Annotated in this window: 14 protein-coding genes; 6 read left to right on the top strand and 8 right to left on the bottom strand. The window is 37.7% G+C overall.

What is annotated here, in order from left to right:
- Nucleotides 1–348 (bottom strand): RtcB family protein (locus tag MV676_RS01220; protein WP_297444540.1); only part of this gene is annotated, 348 nt, incomplete at its 3' end.
- 345 nt (nucleotides 349–693) lie between these two features.
- On the opposite strand from MV676_RS01220, the gene MV676_RS01215 reads away from it, so the two are divergent.
- The 3 genes from MV676_RS01215 to MV676_RS01205 all read left to right on the top strand — a co-directional run bounded on the left by MV676_RS01215 (nucleotide 694) and on the right by MV676_RS01205 (nucleotide 2,908).
- On the top strand, nucleotides 694–1,725 hold the full coding sequence (locus MV676_RS01215) for a hypothetical protein (RefSeq protein ID WP_297444538.1): 1,032 nt from the start codon (nucleotides 694–696) through the stop codon (nucleotides 1,723–1,725).
- Nucleotides 1,726–1,800: 75 nt separating this feature from the next.
- A complete protein-coding gene (locus MV676_RS01210) occupies nucleotides 1,801–2,592 on the top strand; it encodes a Wzz/FepE/Etk N-terminal domain-containing protein (RefSeq protein ID WP_297444537.1) in 792 nt (263 codons plus the stop codon).
- A 109-nt stretch (nucleotides 2,593–2,701) separates the two neighbouring features.
- A complete protein-coding gene (locus tag MV676_RS01205; RefSeq protein ID WP_022847202.1) occupies nucleotides 2,702–2,908 on the top strand; it encodes a cold shock domain-containing protein in 207 nt (68 codons plus the stop codon).
- Between the two features lie 60 nt (nucleotides 2,909–2,968).
- On the opposite strand, the gene smc is transcribed toward MV676_RS01205, so the two are convergent.
- Both smc and acs read right to left on the bottom strand, forming a co-directional pair.
- A complete protein-coding gene (gene smc, locus MV676_RS01200; protein WP_297444535.1) occupies nucleotides 2,969–6,475 on the bottom strand; it encodes a chromosome segregation protein SMC in 3,507 nt (1,168 codons plus the stop codon).
- 64 nt (nucleotides 6,476–6,539) lie between these two features.
- Nucleotides 6,540–8,435 carry an acetate--CoA ligase gene (acs, locus tag MV676_RS01195; protein ID WP_297444533.1) on the bottom strand — a complete coding sequence of 632 codons (1,896 nt, stop codon included), beginning with the start codon at nucleotides 8,433–8,435 and terminating at the stop codon, nucleotides 6,540–6,542.
- A gap of 75 nt (nucleotides 8,436–8,510) precedes the next feature.
- On the opposite strand from acs, the gene MV676_RS01190 reads away from it, so the two are divergent.
- A complete protein-coding gene (locus tag MV676_RS01190; RefSeq protein WP_297444531.1) occupies nucleotides 8,511–9,482 on the top strand; it encodes a GDP-mannose 4,6-dehydratase in 972 nt (323 codons plus the stop codon).
- Here MV676_RS01190 and MV676_RS01185 read toward each other — a convergent pair.
- Nucleotides 9,479–10,249, bottom strand: coding sequence for a helix-turn-helix domain-containing protein (locus MV676_RS01185; protein ID WP_297444529.1), 771 nt, complete (start codon nucleotides 10,247–10,249; stop codon nucleotides 9,479–9,481). The two genes, MV676_RS01190 and MV676_RS01185, sit on opposite strands and share 4 nt — an antisense overlap.
- Before the next feature lie 221 nt (nucleotides 10,250–10,470).
- On the opposite strand from MV676_RS01185, the gene MV676_RS01180 reads away from it, so the two are divergent.
- On the top strand, nucleotides 10,471–11,481 hold the full coding sequence (locus MV676_RS01180; RefSeq protein WP_297444527.1) for an SPOR domain-containing protein: 1,011 nt from the start codon (nucleotides 10,471–10,473) through the stop codon (nucleotides 11,479–11,481).
- Here the strand turns inward: MV676_RS01180 and MV676_RS01175 are convergent.
- The gene (locus tag MV676_RS01175; RefSeq protein WP_297444526.1) at nucleotides 11,456–12,559 is read right to left on the bottom strand and encodes a M99 family carboxypeptidase catalytic domain-containing protein; all 1,104 of its coding nucleotides are present in this window, start codon (nucleotides 12,557–12,559) and stop codon (nucleotides 11,456–11,458) included. The genes MV676_RS01180 and MV676_RS01175 overlap by 26 nt on opposite strands.
- Entirely contained in the window at nucleotides 12,529–13,581 is a 1,053-nt protein-coding gene (locus MV676_RS01170) for a L,D-transpeptidase family protein (protein WP_297444524.1), read from the bottom strand. Before MV676_RS01170 ends, MV676_RS01175 begins: the two co-directional genes overlap by 31 nt.
- A 154-nt stretch (nucleotides 13,582–13,735) precedes the next feature.
- Between MV676_RS01170 and MV676_RS01165 the strand changes: the two genes are divergently transcribed.
- Nucleotides 13,736–16,618: an SPOR domain-containing protein gene (locus MV676_RS01165; protein WP_297444522.1), complete on the top strand. Its 2,883-nt coding sequence runs from the start codon at nucleotides 13,736–13,738 to the stop codon at nucleotides 16,616–16,618.
- A 21-nt stretch (nucleotides 16,619–16,639) separates the two neighbouring features.
- Here the strand turns inward: MV676_RS01165 and rpsT are convergent, their stop codons facing one another.
- Both rpsT and MV676_RS01155 read right to left on the bottom strand, forming a co-directional pair.
- Complete coding sequence (rpsT, locus tag MV676_RS01160) at nucleotides 16,640–16,921, bottom strand: 30S ribosomal protein S20 (protein ID WP_297444520.1); 282 nt, start codon at nucleotides 16,919–16,921, stop codon at nucleotides 16,640–16,642.
- Between the two features lie 68 nt (nucleotides 16,922–16,989).
- On the bottom strand, nucleotides 16,990–17,693 hold a 704-nt coding region (locus MV676_RS01155; protein WP_297444518.1), incomplete at its 5' end, for an RNB domain-containing ribonuclease.

The following is a 17,693-nucleotide window of genomic DNA, read 5'->3' as shown; positions in this document are numbered from 1 at the left end:
CAGCTTTCTGGCGTTATTCTTTGTTCTGCAGGTAAGCCCAAGAGGAATATTGCCTTTGACAAAAGCGTCTAACTTTTGAAGGTTGATTTTTCCCAGCCTTCCAAGTGGATAGGTATATACTCCGCAACCTATATCAACACCCACAATATTTGGAATAACAACCTCGTTAAAGTACCCTGTAAAACCTATCACACAACCTTTACCTGCATGAAAGTCAGGCATTATTACAATTTGCTTCTTGAAAAACGGTAAATCCTTAACCCTGTTAAGTTGTTCCATCACTTCTGTTTCAATATCGTTGCCGTAAACATAAATAGGAACCTTTCCCTCTATTAAAAGCAGTTCCATCCTTCCTCCGTGCAGGTATGCAAAGAGATTTGCATAAAAACAAAAACTCGAATAAGTCTTTTTTAAAAAAGCCCTTGTATAGTTACTGTCTATTAATTTCCTCGGGTCAAAAATATAACGTTTCCCTATTCTGAAAGCAAACAGGAACACAACAATTTTTGATGGCATAAATGTTGCTATAAAAATAATTGCTCTTTTAAACAATTGAATAAGCATTTCCAATCAATTAGATAATGTGTTAAAATTGTAAATAATATTTAATAGTTTACTTCTTGACACGCTGAAGGTTAAAGTGGTAAATTTTAATACTGACAATAAACTTCAAAGAGAAGGGAGGTTTTAAGGATGAGAAAAGCACTAACAGCAGTAACACTCATGGGACTTGTAGCAGCATTTGCAGTTCCTGCACACGCTGCAGAGGTCAATGTAGGTGGTCAAATTAAGACGACCATAACTACTGACAACCAGACTGACTACAACCACTCAGTAGAAGTAAAGGTTCAACTTAACGCGAAAGTGAACGATAATATCTCTGCACATGTAAGGTTTCTTGCAGATGACGACCAGATGAATTTTACAATTGACGAAGGGTACTTCCAAGTAAACAATCTCTTCAACACACCTAATCTTTTTGCAAAAGTGGGCTATCAAGGTATTGTGTTTGGTGATAGTAAAATTATGGCTGATGACAATCCACTTGATGCTGTAATTGCAGGCTACAACACTAATTATGGTATTGCACTTGCAGGAACAGCTGAAAAAAGAGGAAGCGCTCAAACATGGGGAGTGGGTGCTTTTGAAGGTACTTTTGAACCAGCAGGCTTTGATGGTACGTATGAAGTTGCTGATCTTTATCAGAAAAGTAATCATCTGAATCTTGCTTATGCTAAAGTAGCTCCAGCTGTTGAAACAGATTTCGGAAAAGTAGGTTTTAGGGCTGAAGGAGCCTACCTCAAAACCAAAGGTGCTGATAACAATGGTAAGTTCTACGGCGTAGGTGCATCCCTTGATGCCGGAATGTTCGGCGCCAAAATTGGATATGATGTCTACAAAGACAGGTTTGTAGCGAACTACGTTATGGCTACAGGATTTCCAGACTATGATTATGCAGAAGTTCTTGACTACGATAATGGTAATTTTGTGAATCCTAAAATTCTTACTGTAGAAGGAAGCGTTAAGCCTATGGATAAAGTGACTCTTAGTGCTGCTTATGTTAACTTTGATGGAGATAACACAGGAACTTACAGCAGTGCTCATGAGGTTGACCTTAAAGCCAAGTATCAGTATGATAAGAACCTCTGCATTCAAGCAGGGCTTTACCTTCCAAATAAAAAGCTCGATTATCAAGGTGAGCTCAAGCTTACTCTTAAGTTCTAATAAATTGGAAAATAAACAGAAAGGGGGGCTTTAAAGCCCCCTTTTTTAATATCAGCAAAATAATTCGAGGTAAACTTGAAAGAGGAGATTTCAATTATTGAAGCATTCTGCATAGTCTGGAAAAGAAAAGCGAAACTATTTTCAGCAACTCTTTTGGGAATCTGCTTGGGCTTAGTGGGTTCTTGTTTTATAAAACCTTCATACCACTTGAAGGCAATAATATCTCTGCCACATATAATAACAACGTCAAGGACTGAAAAAGTTATTATTCCTATATCTTTTGTTCAGGAAACAACCCAGATTTTAATGGATGGTATAAAAAACAATGATTATCAATATGTCCAGAATATCATACCTGTCCCGCCAAATGTTTTAAAAAATTTAAAAAGTATCAAAACTAAATCGATTAAAGGCAGATTTGCTGAATTAGAAATTGTTTCTCTAAAACAAAAAGGGATGATTAGTCTTTTGGACAAACTTGTAGGGTACTTGAATAACTTGAGTTATACGAGAAACAAACTTAAAAAAGAAAAAAAGCTTATAGAGAAAGATATCAGGGTATATTCGTCAAAGATCCCAAAGATGAAAGATATAATATCAAATGTAGATATTCAAATAAAGAGAAAAAAAATACATATTATAGGTTTTAACCCAATAAATATGGAACTTGATCTTGCTAAAACTCAACAAACATTAAATTTTTTAAAGTATCAGCTGGAAAATTTAGAAGGGTATACAATAGTTTCCACTCACCTTTTAAAAGAAGAACCTTCAAGAATTATTGTCATCCTTATAGGGGGAATTTTAGGATTCATTGCCGGAATGATAATTATTTTTCTAAAATCAGATATTGACAAAGAAGAATAATTTCATAAGTTAAGATGTGAAGTGAAAGGACGGGCCTTGAAGGTGTGCCGTTTCTACCTTCAAGGCCCTTTTTCATTTCAAGAACACTAAATTAGAGAGGTTTTTTAACATGGAAAGATTTACAGGAACAGTAAAGTGGTTTGACTCAAGCAAAGGATACGGCTTCATCACAACAGATGACGGACATGACGTATTCGTTCACTACACAGGCATTAATGGTGAAGGATTTAAAACAATAGAGGAAGGTGAAAGAGTCGTTTTTGACATTACCGAAAGTGACAAGGGACTTAAAGCTATAAACGTAGAAAGAGCCTGATTTAGACTGAAAATCAAAGCCCGGTGCGGTAGAAACGGCCCGCGCCGGGCTTTTTCTATTTTAGACAGCTTCCGAAACGGCGAAGGAAACGCCTACAATCTTTGATATTCCCGGAATCTCCATCGTTACGCCGTAAAGAACATCAGCTACTTCCATGGTAACTTTCTTGTGAGTAATAACTATAACCTGCGTTTTTTCTGAAATGGTTTTAAGAAGCTCTGTAAACCTGAGTATGTTAATCTCATCAAGGGCAGCATCTATCTCATCAAGAACGAGGAACGGCGCTGGATGAATTGAATAGAGGGCGTAAAGCAAAGAAATAACAACCAGCGTCCTTTCACCACCTGAAAGCAGATTAATATTTGAATGTTTTTTACCTGGTGGTTTTGCCTCTATCTCTATACCTGCTTCAGCTGGATCATCTGATGTTAGAACAAGTCTTGCAGAACCACCACCAAAAACCTTCTTAAATGTTTTTCTAAACTCCTTATTAACCGCTTTAAACGTGGCAAAAAATCTTCGGTTTATCTCTTCATCTATTTTCTCTATTGCCTCTTTAAGATCTTTAATGGATTTTATAAGGTCCTCTTCCTGTTCAAGAATAAATTCGTACCGCTCTTTTACCTTGTCATACTCTTCTATGGCAAGAAGATTAACAGCACCGAGTCTTGAAATTTTCTCTTTTACAGAGATTAATTCCCTTTTTAGCTCTTCCTCATTATCAACGTCTGCTGCCGCTTCTACCGCTTCCGTAACTGTTGATTCAATTTCAAGTATCTTTTGAACGATTTCTTCCTCTTTAACATTAAGCTTTGCAAGCTCTATTTCGTACTCTTTTATCTTTTTCTGAAGCGCCTTTAACTCTGATTCTTTCTGCTTTAAGACCTCTTCCTTTTGTTTTATAATTACTGACAATTCGTTCCTTCTCTCTTCTAACGCTTTCAGGTCGTTCTTTGTATCTTCTATCGCCTCATCTATCCCTGAAAGGATTCTCTCTGCCTCTTCTATGCCTTTCCGCGCCTTTTCAAGTTCAGAAAGCAACCGCTCTTTTTTCTCCGTAATTGTCTTTATCTCATCCTTAATAGCCTTAACTGCCCTTTCCTTGCCTGTTAGCTTCTCTTCAAGATTCCTTAGTTTTTCCCTGTAAAGGGATAGATCTGACTGAAGAGCAGATAGAGATTCTTTAAAAGTTTCTATTCCCTTTTCAACCTCTTTTAACTTTTTTTCTTTCTCTGTAAGCTGCTTTTCAAGCGCTACTTTTTTAGAGGAAAGTTCGGATAACTTTTTCTCGTAAAGTTCATTTTTACTTGAAAACGAAACAACGGCTTCTCTTGCAGTTTTTAAACGCCCTTTTAAACTCTCTATATCTGACGATAAAACTTCTATTCTGTTTTCCACTTCCCGCAGTTTGCCCTCAATCTCTACCTTTTCAACCCTTAACGATTCAGACTTTATGCTGATTTTCGATATGGACTCTTCTACCTCTGAAAGCTCTTCCCAGGCAGGTGAAAGTTTTTTGTTTATTTCCTCCAATTCCTGTTCAAGCACAGTTTTCCGTTTTTTCAAATTCTCAATCTCTTTCTCTATCTCCAAAATACCACGGGCTTTAAACTTACCTATGAAGGAGCCTTTACCGCTGTAAAGGTTAAGTTCCTTATCAACAAAGATACAATCTGGGTGTTCTTTCGCTAACTTTTCAGCATCTGAAGATGTAAAGAAAACATTTGAAAATACAACAGAAACAAGGTCTTTCACCCTGGTATCGATCGGTTTAACATGGGAAATAAGTGGGGTTGCATCCTCTATATATTTGTTCTTGACAGGCGTTACATCTGCCGCAAATAGCAGAACTCTACCGTTACCTTTAATCCTTTCCTTTATCCAGATAATATCGTCAAAGGTTTTGACAACAATACCTGCGCCAAAAGTGGAAAGGTAAGACTCTACAATCCTTTCCCAACCCTCATCAACCTTTATAAGGTTTATCAAAAGGCCTATATATCCTTTAACTTTCCCGTGCTTTCCACTTTCAACTATACTGTTTTCAAGTTTTCCAAAATCAAGAGTTTCAAGCAGTTTTTCCATACTCTCTATTTTTGAAGATACAGAAACAATCTCTTTCTCTTTTTCCTGTATGGCTCGTTTTACCTCTGATACTTTCTCCTCTTTTTTATCTTTCAGGAGAAGCAGCTTCTTCTTTTCCTCTTTAAGAGTCTCTATTTCTCTTAAAACAGAAGATAGTCTTTTTTCAAGGCGATTTTTTTGTTCAAGATAGTATTTTTTTTCCTTCTCACAGCTTTCTATCTCCGAAGGAAGCTTCTCTATCTGGCGGGAGTACGACCTGACCTTCTCTTCCTCTCTAACCATTTCCATTTCAATCTTTGAGTACCTGCTAACTGCTTCAGATATAAAGCGGCGGATTTTAGATATCTCTTCTTCAAGGGCTTTCTTATCAGCCTCAAAATCTTTTAGTTGTTGTCTTTTAAAAGAGACTGCCTCTTCTAAAGAGGAAACCTTCTTTTTCAGCTTTTTCCTTTCAGCCACAAGGCTTTCTGTCTCTTCCTTTATTTTCTTAAGCCTTTCTATCTTTAAAAGTTCCTCAGAATCAAGCTCTTTCAGTTCAGACTCTGTCCGTTTTATCTCTTTCCCTAAAAACTCCCTCCTTACGGAAGATTCTTTTTTCGTTTTTTCAAGTTCATAGAGTTCCTTCGAGGTTTCTTCAATCTCCTTTGTAACGGACTCAACCTCTTTTCTTAAATTTTCCAGACCAACCTGAAGTGTGGAAAGTTCTTTTTCAAGGGAAACTCTATCCTCTCTTAAAACTGCAAGTTCCTTTTCTGTAAACTCTTTCTTTATCCTTATTCCTCTTATTTCAAAGCCTAAAAGCTTTTTCTCAAATTCCCTTTCTTTCTGCTTTAAAACTTCATATCTTTTTGCCTTTTCCGCTTGATTTTTAAGAGTTTTTAAGTTTCTGCCCACCTCATCTATTACTTTCCTCACATTCTCAAGGTTTGTCTCGGCGTCTTCAAGCTTTTTAAGCGTTTCCTCTTTTTTCTCCTTAAAGGGACCAACACCTGCAGCGTCATCAATTAAGCCTCTTCTATCTTCGGGTTTAAGTTTTAAAATCCTATCTATCTGTCCCTGTTCAAAAAATGCATAGTCCTTATGCCCAAGGCCAATAGAGGCAAAAAACTCCTGAATATCTTTAAGCCTCACTTTTCTGTTATTAATGAGAAATTCAGAATCACCGTTTGACTTTATTTTTCTGGTTATCGTTATTTCGTTTTCCTTTATAGGAAGAAGCTCGTCTCTGTAAAGGGTTATGGAAACTTCAGCAGTTCTTGCAGCCCGCCGTCCAACAGCTCCTTTAAAGACCATATCCTTCATGTTGGAGGCTCTCATTCCCTTTGAAGAAGTGTCACCGGTAACCCATTTGAGAGCATCTACGATGTTGCTTTTCCCGCAACCGTTTGGACCCACTATGCAGTTTATGCCTCTTGAAAATCTGATTTCAGTCTCATCTGCGAAAGACTTAAATCCCTTTAAGTTTAAGGACTTAATATGCATTGTTCCTCCGGGAAAAACCTGTAACCGTAATTATAGCAGAGAGGGGGGATTCCCCCTCTCTGCATTAATCCTCAAGTGTAGAGAGGTCTCCCGGATCCATTCCAAGCTCTTTAGCCTTAAGAACCCTTCTCATTATCTTACCGCTTCTTGTTTTTGGAAGCTTATCAACAAACTCTATTTCTGAAGGAACGGCGAGGGCACCAAGCTCCATACGAACGTGATATTTAAGGTCTTCCACCAGCTTATCAGACGGTTCATGACCGGCTTTAAGGATGATAAACGCCTTTATTGCTTCTCCTTTTACAGGGTCAGGTTTTCCGATAACAGCTGCTTCAGCAACAGCAGGATGGGAAACAAGAGCAGATTCCACCTCCATCGTTCCAATTCTGTGCCCTGAAACGTTAATAACATCATCAGCCCTGCCTAAGATCATTATGTAACCGTCTGCATCCTTTGTCGCAACATCACCGGCAAAGTAGCAGTTTGGGATTGTCTTCCAGTAACTCTCATATTTTTCAGGATTTTTATGAATCCTTCTCATCATAGATGGCCATGGATATTTAACAACGAGGAACCCGCCTTTTTCAGGTTCAACAGGATTCCCTTCTTTATCAACAACATCGGCGATCACACCGGGAACGGGTTTACCAGCTTTTCCAGGCTTCATTGGAAGGCCGTCTATGGTCGTTATCATGACAGCGCCGGTTTCAGTCTGCCACCAGGTATCAACAATAGGACATTTTTCCTTGCCTATAACTTTGTAATACCAGAGCCACGCTTCAGGGTTTATTGGCTCACCAACAGAACCCAAAAGCCTGAGAGAAGAGAGGTCATACTTATTGGGCCACTCTTCACCTGCTCTCATAAACATTCTTATTGCGGTAGGTGCCGTATAAAAGATAGTTACACCGTACTTTTCAACCAGCTTCCACCATCTTCCAAAGTCCGGATAGTTTGGCGCCCCTTCTGCTATAACCTGAGTGGCACCTGCAACGAGCGGCCCGTAAACGATGTAGCTGTGTCCTGTAATCCAGCCAGGGTCAGCAGTACACCAGAAAATATCATCATCCTTAAGGTCAAAAACTGTTTTCATGGAATAGTAAGTTCCGACCATGTAACCGCCTGTCGTGTGAATAACACCCTTGGGCTTGCCGGTTGAGCCGGAAGTGTAGAGCATAAAAAGGGGGTCTTCTGAATCCATCACTTCAGGTTCACAGTATGATGGTTCATTTTCAATGAATTTGTAAAAGTCAATCTCTTTTTCACCTATAAGGTCAACCCTGGGCTTCAGTCTCCTTAGAACAACTACTTTTTCAACCGTTTCAAGGTCCCTGATGGCTTCGTCAACTATCTGTTTTAGAGGAATTGCTCTTCCCCTTCTAATCGTTACATCGGCCGTGATTACCATCTTTGCTTCAGCATCTTCAATCCTGTGTCTTAAGGCTGGAACACTGAATCCAGCGTAAACGACAGAATGAACGGCGCCTATTCTTGCACAGGCAAGCATCGCAGCAACCTGCTCAATGACAAGGGGCATATAGATTACAACCCTATCACCCTTTCCAATACCGGCTTTTCTAAGTGCATTGGCAAGTTTGTTAACAAGCGTGTAAAGACTTCCGTAAGTAACGACCTTCTCGTTGCCGAATTCATCTTCCCAGAAAAATGCTACTTTGTTTTTCTTTCCGTTCTTAACGTGTCTGTCAAGAGCATTTACCGTTATGTTGGTCTGAGCGTTAACAAACCACTTAGCGTATGGAAGCTCCCATTCAAGAACCCTGTCCCATTTGCGGTACCAGAAAAGGTTTTCTGCAACTTCTGCCCAGAAAGCTTCAGGATTGTCAAGAAATTTCTTATACTCTTCCTCGTAGCTTTTTACGTTTGCATTTTGAACAAACGACTCCGGAGGATTAATTACCGTTGATACGTGGAGCAGATTTTGAAACTTTTCTTCACTCATTTTTGCCTCCCCTAAGCTGTGATTTATGGATTTACATTAATTTTACAATATTTAGCTTATATAAGGGAGTCTGCAATGAATAAAGTTCTTCTAACAGGTGCGGCTGGATTCATAGGATTTAAAACCGCTCAAATGCTCGTAGAGAGAGGATATGAAGTTGTCGGCATTGACAACATGAACGATTACTACGATGTAAAGGTAAAAGAGTACAGACTGAAACAACTTGAAAGATACTCCAACTTTAAGTTCTATAAGTTAGACATAGAAAACCTTGAAGCCCTCGAAATCCTTTTCAAAGACCATTCTTTTGACGGTGTTATCAACCTTGCAGCAAGGGCAGGTGTCAGATACAGTATTGTCGATCCGTTTATCTACGTAACAACAAACACTTTAGGAACAACAAACCTTCTTGAACTTATGCACAGATACGGTGTAAAAAAGTTCGTTTTAGCATCAACCTCCTCTTTATACGCAGGACAAAAGATGCCTTTTACAGAAGACCTTCCGGTTAACACCCCTATATCCCCCTATGCCGCAAGCAAGAAAGGTGCGGAAGCCATGGCATACACGTACCATCACCTTTACAAAATAGACGTTACAGTTTTGAGATACTTCACCGTCTATGGACCCGCCGGAAGACCTGATATGAGTGTGTTCAGATTTATAAAGTGGATAGAAGAAGGAACACCTATAACTATATTCGGAGACGGAACCCAGGAAAGGGATTTCACCTATGTAGATGATATAGCGGAAGGAACAATAAAAGCGTTAGAAACAGAAACGGGTTATGAGATAATCAATTTAGGTGGCAACAAGCCTTACAAACTAAATTACATGATAGAGCTGATAGAAAAATTTACCGGGAAGACGGCCAAAAAGGTTTATAAGGAATTTCACAGGGCAGACATGAAAGCCACATGGGCAAACATAGAAAAGGCAAGAAAACTCTTAAAGTGGCAACCAAAAGTTTCTCTGGAAGAAGGGATAAGAAGAACTGTAAAGTGGCACAAAGAGAACGCCAAATGGCTTAAAGAGGTTAAGGTTTAACAGTTCTCACTGCCGCTTTCCCAGGCTTTGTCAAAGTAGAAAATATAAGGTTCTATGAGAAGCGGATTTTCCGTATAAAAGCCGTAAGGCATGTTGTCGTTATCTACATAAACCATTAAAAGTTTTTTGTTATCAACGATGAGCTGATACCTGAAGGATACATCAACATTCTTTATCTCACCGTTAAACTTTTTAATCTCCTCTGTACATTCCTTATCAAACTTTCCCATAGCAAATATTTTTACGCCCGGCTTTATATACTTTCCAAGGCTACCCTTGCAACCAAGAACGTAGAGCGGCTTAATACCACTAACCTTCACAACCTCTCTGGCAGAAGAAAGCATTTCTATAACTTTTGAAACGATGGATTCATTTCCTTCTAAAATTCTAACCTGAGAACGTATGTATTTCTTCTCCCTGAACTCCGGCACTTTCTCTTCTATTACAGGAATCAATTTTTTTAATTCCCGTTCTTTAACCTCAAATTCAAGTCTTAACTGCTTAATTCTATTTTCAAGAGCCTCTTTAGGATTAAAAGGCAGGAATTTTTTAGGATTTGTATGTCTGGTATGTATAAATCCCTTTCTTTCTAAAGAGGCAAGAGCATCGTAAACTCTCTGTTGTGGAATTCCGGCCAGCTTTGCGATGTTTGTAGCAGTTGATTCTCCAAGAACAAGAAGTGCATAGTAGGCCTTTGCCTCATAAGATGTCAGACCGTAATGGCTCAAAAGCTTAACAAAGATTTCATCTATGGATACTTTTGACATTTCTGGACTCCTGACGAAAAGCGTATATGTAAATTATAAAAAATATTACCGCTGTGGAAGTATCAAAAAAGCGAGATTACCCTTCTTACTGAGTTAAATCTATCTAAAATTTAAATTTATATCTGAAGTTGAGTAGTGGAAAGATGGATGAAGTTTATATATAATTTAGACGATGTTAAAAATTTATGCGGGTATATTCTCTTTAAAAGAGAGGTAATTTGATGAAAAAAACGTTTAAGATTCTTTTGATAGCCACTTTATCACTTATTTTCTTTATTAGTTTTTTAAATGGTGTATGCGCAAAAGAAACGCCTGTTTATACAATACAGTTAGCAAACACAAAAGATAAAAGAGAAGCCGAGATTATCTTTAAGAAGATAGAAAAATTAGAATACTCAAGAATAGATAAGGTAAAAACCAGATACAAGGTTAGGGTGGGATTTTTTAAAACAAGGCAGGAAGCAAGGAATTACCTTAAAAAGCATCCGGAAATAAAAAAGATCTCTCCCAGTGCTTATATAACTTTAAATTATTATAACCCTGAAAGAACGATAGAAAAAGGTTTTTTCCCACCTGAAAAAAAGAGAGAGCAATCAAATATAAATAAGCCAGAAATATCAAATAAAAAGCAGCAGTATAATCAAAGATCATCAGTTTCCAAAGAAGGGAATCCGGTTAAAGTCAAAAAGAAGCTTAAGTGCACTAAATCTGTTAGAAAAGAAATCATAAACAGTTCTATGTTTAAAAAGTATTTACTCTACTTGGTAATGGCAGTATCCGGAATAAGCGCTGCTGCTGTGGCCGTAATGCTATTAAGAAAATATAATGTAGAGGGAACCCTGTGTTGTATTGGAGATAAATTTCAGAATGTATATGTTAACGCGCTTAAATGCATACCTCTAAAAACATCCAAGAAAATCTTGGAATACCACTATAAAAAAATAGGTGATTTTCGGTCTCTTATACTGATGAAACTTCAGGATCAGGACTTTAACTTTATTCTTAGAGAGACCCCTCGTTATTTACTCAAGCATCCCGATGACATTTTAGTGTGGAAAATATACATAGAGGTATTATCTCAATTGGGTATATTTTCAGAAGCTGCCACTGCCTGTGAAAAACTTGCAGAAATTTTAAGAAAAAACGCAAGACCGGAAGCAGCAGAAAATTATCTCAAAAAGGCAGAAGAATTCAGAAAAAAAACCTCTAAGCTTTTAGAAAATGCAGGCTAAAAATCTTTTCAAAATCGTTTTTTACGTCAACAGAAAGGTTATTTTTTATGTAAAATGATTTCCAGTTTAGATTAACTCCTCTCGGTATGCCAAATGCTCCTCTGCTACCGGTAAAAGATGCAAAAGAAATTTCTGAGCCAGCTGGAATTTTAAAGGTTTTAGAATTAGAAACAAGAAGATTCCTTCCATTAATGCTTAGCTTAACAGCTATACACCCTTTTTTAGTTTCTTTTCCCCTCAGAAAGTCTGCGTAAATTTGCTCAAACGACGATTTTATTTTTACACCATAAATATCGAAAAATTTTTTAAGCATTAAAAGGTGAAATCTAACTTTTTCTTTTAAAGAGGGGAGCTGTTTTGAAACCTCAAGACAAAAGGCAGGCGTATCACACTTTGACAGGCAGAAGTAGGTGAGGGACTTTCTCTGTTCCTTATGCTTTGTATCCGGACTGAAGGTTCTGGTCGAATAGACTGGAATTTTCCACTCTTTTCTGCTGATAAAACTGTTAGCATAAGAAGAAACTTTAGAGGCGACAGAATATAGATTGAAGCTTTTATAAATCTTCTCATCTATAACGATACACTGCCCCCACGCGTTTTTATTGACGGAATGGAAACCGAAGCCGTCGTGAAGTGAAAGGACAACATCGGGTTTATACTCTCTGATAATTTCTTTTATTTTCTTAACGTTAGGATAATCAGGATCATTCTGTGAAAGGTGTGCAAACTTCCTATTCATATCGCCATTGTATCCCCGCTTAAACGCAAGTATGGATGTAAAGTTGCTTCGGGGCAGAATGATTAATTCACCTTTTTCAACTTCTACGTCCATGAGCATATCGGCAGCTTTATAGGCACCGGGCTCATTGCCGTGAATACCACCTATTACAACTATTCTGCCGCCCTTTCTAACACCGGATTTGCAGGAAATCTCCATAGGTTTGTCCGGAAACACAAAGTGAAGACGGCCTTTTCTGTTAGAAGAAGCTACTGCCCTGACGGGAAATGAGATAGTGGAGAATCCTAATATTTTTACAAACGCAGCTTTTAAAAACTCTCTTCTCCCAGTATTTTCCATTTGCCACCCTCTTTCGTTGCATAGAGCAACTTGTGCCCCTGCCAGTTATAGTTGTTTGACCTATATTTCATATCAAACGATATTAAATATAGGCGCCCGAAACTCAATAGTCTACCATCTCTGCTAATTGTGAGGTTTGATATCTTTATTTTAACCCATTTTTTACGTGATGTAACTTTTTCTTTGTACTTTTTCCACTCATTAAAGTTGTACTTATCTGTGACGAAATGGTGAGAGTAGAAGGAAAAATACTTTTGCAAATTTTTAGGCGAATTTTCCCAGGCCGTTTTCCATTTATATATAAAATCTACAAGAGAGTTTCTTTCTGAAATAAACGTTTTTAAAGGTTCTCTGCACAGCTTATCAACTATTATTACCGGTGTCTCTTTCGGCTTTATATATTTTCTAAGATTTCTTAAATCTTTGTTTTTAAGAACGATACAGCCGTTGGTGCTGTGAGGAGGACGGGATGGCGTATCCATACCGTGAATCCATATTCCATGACCGCCTCTGTGAAGAATTTTTTTGTCTATAAGGTTTGGATAGTTAAGGACATAAGCTCCAGGTCCGTAGATTTTTGGAAGGTGCGTCCGCCAGTAAAGAGGAATGTAGATCCCTTCCGGTGTCCTTTGGTCTCCTTCTTTTAATTTATCACCCGGCTTTTTGCCAGTTGTGCAGTTAAATCTTGCCACTATTACAGGAATACCTTCCTGCTCTTTTAAAACGTATAAAATTTCATTTACTTTATCTACCACAAGTGCATATGTTTTTGTGGGAAGGTATAGCACGTTACAAGGGACATATTTCCCTGAAAGGAATTCCGCATCCAACAATCGATTTTGATGCAAGAGAATAAGAATTTCTAAAAGTTTCTTTTCGCTTTCTGATAATCTTTTCTGATAGTAGTAAGCCTTTTCAATTTCTCCTTTCTTTAATGCTTGTATCATATTATCAAAGGTACTTCCAAAGCAGATAGAAAAAGAGAAGATTAAAGTGAAAAAGGCAATAATTAACTTCCTCACACTTCCTCCTTGCTGTTAACTTACAGACTGCGATTACAATTGTAACAAAAAGAATCTGCATATACTCGCACTACAATAAATTTGTTCATATGTTGACAAAAATCCTACAGTAAGGTATAAAATCTCTGTGATTTTAACCGCACAAAGGTTGAAAATGAAGAGAACAGGAAAAGTTATACTGGCAGCTTTTTTCTTGGGACTGGGGATAGGAAATGCCGCCCACGCTGTACCGCCGTTAACTTACAAAAATATTGAAATGAAGGGTTATTTATACTCATTTGAGGTTGCAACATTTAAAGATAAGAGAAAGGCTTTTGAATTTATTCTTTCCCTACCAGAAAATTTAAGAAAAAGTGCATACATATATCAGGAAGGAAAGAAATATAGTATAAGAATTTTTCTTGTAACATCACCGTCTGTTCTTTATAAATACAAATCTATTTTAAAAGCCAGCGGTTTACCTGTAAAATTGGTAAAAACTCCTGATAATTTTCTATATTCTGTTCAGTTAATAACCACTGACAACAAAGAAACAGCCCAAAAATTTCTTGATCAGCTTCCAGCAAGGATAAAAAAAGAGGCCTTCCTATATAAAACAGATGCAGGATACTATACTGTAAGAGTATTTCTTGCCAGAACCCGGGAAGAGGCAAAAAGACTGCAGGCAAAGTTAACTTTCTTACCAATTAAAACATGCATAGTGCCCACTTCTCCAACCAAACTTGGACTTGAGAGACAACAGGAAAAGCTAAAGGAAGCAAATAAAAAATTAGTTCCTTTGTCTGTTCCGGTCATAAAAGCTCCAATTGTTCCGGGAAGTAAGGCAGAAGTTGTAATTCAGCCGGTACCGCCGGAAGTTAAAGAAAAAGTTGAGAAAATCAAGTTAAAACAGATAAGCAACCCTCTTATTTTTAAAAATGAAAATGCAACAATTAATAGTTTTAAAATGAAAAGAAAACTTAAACAAATAATAATGGAATCCAATAAGCTCATAAAGGCAAACAAGCTTAAAGTAATAAGAACAAAGCTTTCTAGCAAAGTGACTGTTCTGGGAAAGGAACCTTATATAACAGGAAAAAAAGAGTTTTCCACACTTTTTCCTTTAATAGATAGGACTCTTAATATTTTTGCCCAATGGCAGTACAACACTTCTTATAAAAATGGTGAAAAAGGTGGTTTCTTCAATGAAAATTACAACTTAAGCACGCCCGGCGAAATAACTGACGGCATAAAGTACCTTGTTTCTGTAGGTTATTCAAAATACCACTTGGACACCGGCGCGTGGCAGTCAACATTTCGGCCGGGAGTAAATGGACGGTTGATAAATGATATTTTTCACCTTTCTTCTTCAGTAAACCTGGTGGAATCAAAAACATCATCTGGATATGATGGAAAAAATACAAACTACGAGCTCCTATTTTCCTCAATGTGGAAGCCAAAGTATCCCTACATTACAGCTGCAGTATCAAAGAATTCGGCGCACTCTGACTCTACAGATGCGGATACATATACAAGAAGACTGTCAACAGGCTACAGCTACAGAAGAAAATTTACGATAAGTTACTCTTATAGTCATTCAAGGACAGAAGATCACATAAGGCAAGTATTTACCGAAACAACCAACCACAATATTAATATCTCGGCAAAAAAATCTTTTCTCAATGGTCGCATTTTCTTCTCTGCTACAGAAAGCATCTACTATTCTGACAGTCGATATTCACTAAAGAGTGTTAACGGATTTTTCTACCAAAAAGTAACTTCCATTTCAGGATTAAGCGGTGTTGATGCTTCACCGGCAATAGGAACGCTGACACCAAATGCATTACTAACAGATAACGATTACAGTACAGATGCTGGTATAAATCTTCAAACGGTTTATGAAAACATAGCAATAAATGCAAATTATCAACCGGTCGATCTCATAACCCTTTACATTGGCGGAAATCTAACCGCTACAGATATATCAACACTACACTGGGATCTTTATACAAGCAGTGACGGTAATGTATGGAACATAGTAGCTTCAGATATTCCATTCTCATACGATAATCAGACACAAACATTAAATTTTGTTCTCCCTCAGAGAATAGAGGACAATTACATAAAGCTTGTCTTGACTGCCACTTCAGTTGTCAATACCGGATATGTGACGGAAGTTGAAGCCTACAAGCGAGCAGTAAATGCAACTACAATAATTAATGACTTATCAACTCACGGCGACACCACTAAAGTAGGTCTTAAGATGAGACTTCCTTTGAAATTAGGTTATTCTTTTAATTATGAAAGATCCAGTAGGGATGGTAAAGAATTAAGCAGTAAGCTTTCTCATACACTGTCCGGCCTTTGGCGATACAGGTACATACAAATAGGGGCAGGAGCTGGAAGAACAGATTATTTTGTAAAGGATCAGGCCACACGGAGCTCTCAAAGAGCAAACTTAGAAATAAAAGCTCAACCGCTGAGAACACTCTTGCTTAGAGCTGGAATAGGATATATAGAAAACTTCATAAACTACGATAAAACCTCTTCATCATTCATTGTAAGTTCAGGGTTAAATGCAAAATTATTTACTGGACTGAATGCAGGACTTTCAAACGATATTGTTAAAACAACGAATGAAGTAAGTAAAATCAGTTCTGCAAATTATATGACAAAGCTTAATATAAACGCAAAGCTTTTCCCGAGTTTAAATGTTGCAGGTTCTATCCAGCATAATATTTCAACAACTACAACGGATGTTTATTCTATAGCAGCTACCTGGACGCCATCTGAAGTACTGAAGATAAATTTATCCCAGGGTTATATTCAAAAAGAGGACGGTAAAAATACCTCTACCACTAACTTGAGCCTTTCTGTGGTTCCTAAAGGTGGTGATATAAAATACAGTTTCAAAGTGGCATCAAGTAATGACAGGCGAGCTTATACCGGTAACGCTTTCTGGCAAATAAGCGAATACTTTACGGCAAATGGATATTTGAGTTACACACCTACAGGCAATGTACTGTCAGCGGGGATTACAGTTAACGCCAGATGGTAGATAAATAAGGCACAGGGCCGATTAGCCCTGCGCAAGTTCTTTTTCAAGCTCGGCAACTGATTTAGCAATTTTTGACATTCTTCTTGCAGCTTCGTTCTTGTGAATAACGCCTCTCGCAGCCGCTCTTTCAATATACTTCATAGCAATTCTTAGTTGTTCTTTAGCAAGCTCAAGATTCTTTTCTTCAACTGCCTTGAGAACTTTTTTGGATTCTGTCTTAAGCCTTCTCACGTACATTCTATTTCTTTCACGTCTCTTAATATTCTGGCGAAGACGCTTCTTTGCAGATTTTATATTTGGCATTAAAAACACCTCCTTTCTTTCTATTTTGCAGTGTCAAAGTTTATAGCAAAAGGCAAAACTTTTCAAGTTTACCGTGACGGTTGAAGTTTTTTAACAATCTCAAACTCTGCCTTTCTGTTTTCAACATCCACGCCAACAAGTTTGGCTAATACCCTGTCACCTATTCTAAAGAGAGTTTTCGTCCTTTCTCCTAAAAGGCAGTATTGCTTTGGAATACAGATATAGTAGTCGTTTTTAAGGGAAGAGACATGAACAAAACCCGGAATCAGCTCCTCCACGGTTTCTATAAAAAGTCCCTGTTCAGAAACACCTGTAACTATACTTTCGAACACTTCGCCTACGTGGTTTACTGCATACTGAAGTTGTTTAAGTTGAACAACATCCCTTTCGGCTTCATCGGCGTTAATGGATCTTCCCGTAATGTGTTTACATATCCTCTCAAGCTTTTCTTCCCAAAAAGATATGTTGTCACTATTAAATTCGCCCTTCAAAGCCATTTTAATCAAACGATGAAGTTGAAGGTCAGCATAACGCCTTATAGGCGATGTAAAATGCGTATAGCAGGTTGAAGCAAGTCCAAAATGCCCTATGTTATCAGGGGAATACTTTGCCCTTGCCATTGTCCTTAGCATGAGATAATTAACAAGTTTTTCCTCCGGTTTTCCTGCAACCTGTTCAAGAATCTTTTGAAGAAGTTTGGGTTGAACATCGTTTTTTATATTTGGAACTTTTATGCCAAGGGATTTAACAAAGTTCAGAAACTCTGCAAGTT

Source organism: Desulfurobacterium sp. (assembly GCF_027028515.1).
Classification (GTDB): domain Bacteria; phylum Aquificota; class Aquificia; order Desulfurobacteriales; family Desulfurobacteriaceae; genus Desulfurobacterium_A.
The sequence above is the reverse complement of the archived record's forward strand: the minus strand, read 5'-3'. Positions and strand labels throughout refer to the sequence as shown.

Bases quoted from the DNA above. Each gene is read 5' to 3' on its own strand.
- MV676_RS01215 (WP_297444538.1), top strand. From the start codon at position 694: ATGAGAAAAGCACTAACAGCAGTAACACTCATGGGACTTGTAGCAGCA.
- MV676_RS01205 (WP_022847202.1), top strand. From the start codon at position 2,702: ATGGAAAGATTTACAGGAACAGTAAAGTGGTTTGACTCAAGCAAAGGA.
- smc (WP_297444535.1), bottom strand. From the start codon at position 6,475: ATGCATATTAAGTCCTTAAACTTAAAGGGATTTAAGTCTTTCGCAGAT.
- acs (WP_297444533.1), bottom strand. From the start codon at position 8,435: ATGAGTGAAGAAAAGTTTCAAAATCTGCTCCACGTATCAACGGTAATT.
- MV676_RS01190 (WP_297444531.1), top strand. From the start codon at position 8,511: ATGAATAAAGTTCTTCTAACAGGTGCGGCTGGATTCATAGGATTTAAA.
- MV676_RS01185 (WP_297444529.1), bottom strand. From the start codon at position 10,249: ATGTCAAAAGTATCCATAGATGAAATCTTTGTTAAGCTTTTGAGCCAT.
- MV676_RS01180 (WP_297444527.1), top strand. From the start codon at position 10,471: ATGAAAAAAACGTTTAAGATTCTTTTGATAGCCACTTTATCACTTATT.
- MV676_RS01175 (WP_297444526.1), bottom strand. From the start codon at position 12,559: ATGGAAAATACTGGGAGAAGAGAGTTTTTAAAAGCTGCGTTTGTAAAA.
- MV676_RS01165 (WP_297444522.1), top strand. From the start codon at position 13,736: ATGAAGAGAACAGGAAAAGTTATACTGGCAGCTTTTTTCTTGGGACTG.
- rpsT (WP_297444520.1), bottom strand. From the start codon at position 16,921: ATGCCAAATATAAAATCTGCAAAGAAGCGTCTTCGCCAGAATATTAAG.